This is a genomic window from Mesorhizobium sp. M7A.F.Ca.US.005.03.2.1, assembly GCF_003997795.1.
Taxonomy (GTDB): Bacteria; Pseudomonadota; Alphaproteobacteria; order Rhizobiales; family Rhizobiaceae; genus Mesorhizobium; species Mesorhizobium ciceri.
The window spans coordinates 1-1,158 of sequence record NZ_RZRP01001287.1; the positions used below are offsets into that span (position 1 = coordinate 1).

The window sequence follows — 1,158 nt, forward strand, 5'->3', positions numbered from 1 at the left end:
GATGCGCTTTGTTCCGATACCCAGACGACATGCCTGCAGGCCCGGCAGCACCACGATCCACGCATGAGGCTGCCGGATTATCTCGCGTGAGATCTGCCACATCGACGTAAAATGTGGAGAAGTGACAGGCGACAGGAACGCCGGCACCATGAACCAGCGTGGCTGCAAAAAAGCCGTGGTCGAGACAAGCAGTTTCCAGGCGCCGCTATTCTACATGCAGCATGGGTTCGAGGAATTCGGCAAAGTCGAATTCGGAATTCCAGGGCATGTACGAATCTTCCTTCGCAAGGACCTGTTGTAAGTCTTGGGACGGGCGCGCACGGATGGCCATCGGCTAGTTGTTTCAAACGCCAGGTGCTCTGGAACAAACCGACGGTTGCGGAGTTAAAGCGCGTCGCGACGCGCACTCTTGCAGCGGCGTGTCGAATAGAGTGCATCCCGCTGGAGAGGCATGTGCGTACTGGACATTTCAGAAAGCCGATTGTCATTCAACCTGGCCGGATAGACCGCGACAGGGTTGTGGTTTCGGTGTCGGACGCAGCCGAAGTGCTGCTGCGGGACTGGCCAAAGCCGACATCCGAGAGGCGTCTTGCCGCGATCAGAGCGTGCCTTGCCGTCATGCGAGGCGAAAAGCCGACAAGGGCGGCACGACAGGCGTTCATCGTTGCGGCCAAGGACGCCAGGATTCTGCTGAGCGAGCAAGTCTGACCGTGGCGGGGCGCCTCAGTGCATGCAAGCTTGGTTCCGCTGGCGCCTGCAAGTGCGATACTGCCGAGATTGGTTCGAAGGGGAGAGATTATGGCTAAGGTTTCAGGTCTCACGCCTGCCGCGGCCAGAGGCGGAGTTCAGGCAGGAGCAACGCACGACAAGACGCGGGGGTTCGATCCCGCCATTGCCCCGCTTGAGACAGACGCAGAGGCCGCGGACACACAAAATCCGGTCGCTAAGACAAGTCCGCCGCGCACTCGTCCAAAATTCGAAAACGATGCCAGCTTTGCCAATGCCATGCGTCCGGTCGAAGGCGAGCCGGAACTGCGGCCTAGCGGCAACTGGCCGGTGTTGGTGATTGCAGCTGTCGTTTTGACAGCAGCCGTGGTCTTCCTGGCGGCAAGCATGCTGCGATGAGACTAATCCCGACGATGCAGCACCCACGACCTA

General features: G+C 59.6%; 3 protein-coding genes. All 3 read left to right on the forward strand.

The features are described 5' to 3' along the window. The first annotated feature begins 148 nt into the window (after positions 1 to 148). The 3 genes from EN991_RS37100 (at position 149) to EN991_RS37110 (ending at position 1,125) form a co-directional block, all read left to right on the forward strand. Positions 149 to 301 carry an acetyltransferase gene (locus EN991_RS37100; RefSeq protein ID WP_127366616.1) on the forward strand — a complete coding sequence of 51 codons (153 nt, stop codon included), beginning with the start codon at positions 149 to 151 and terminating at the stop codon, positions 299 to 301. Between the two features lie 152 nt (positions 302 to 453). Beyond that, a complete protein-coding gene (locus EN991_RS37105; RefSeq protein ID WP_013533177.1) occupies positions 454 to 708 on the forward strand; it encodes a DUF982 domain-containing protein in 255 nt (84 codons plus the stop codon). Positions 709 to 798: 90 nt separating this feature from the next. Continuing rightward, positions 799 to 1,125: a hypothetical protein gene (locus EN991_RS37110; RefSeq protein WP_127370571.1), complete on the forward strand. Its 327-nt coding sequence runs from the start codon at positions 799 to 801 to the stop codon at positions 1,123 to 1,125. Positions 1,126 to 1,158 lie beyond the last annotated feature (33 nt).

Excerpts from the sequence above, each read along its gene's own strand:
- EN991_RS37100 (WP_127366616.1), top strand. The coding sequence starts at position 149 with ATGAACCAGCGTGGCTGCAAAAAAGCCGTGGTCGAGACAAGCAGTTTC.
- EN991_RS37110 (WP_127370571.1), top strand. The coding sequence starts at position 799 with ATGGCTAAGGTTTCAGGTCTCACGCCTGCCGCGGCCAGAGGCGGAGTT.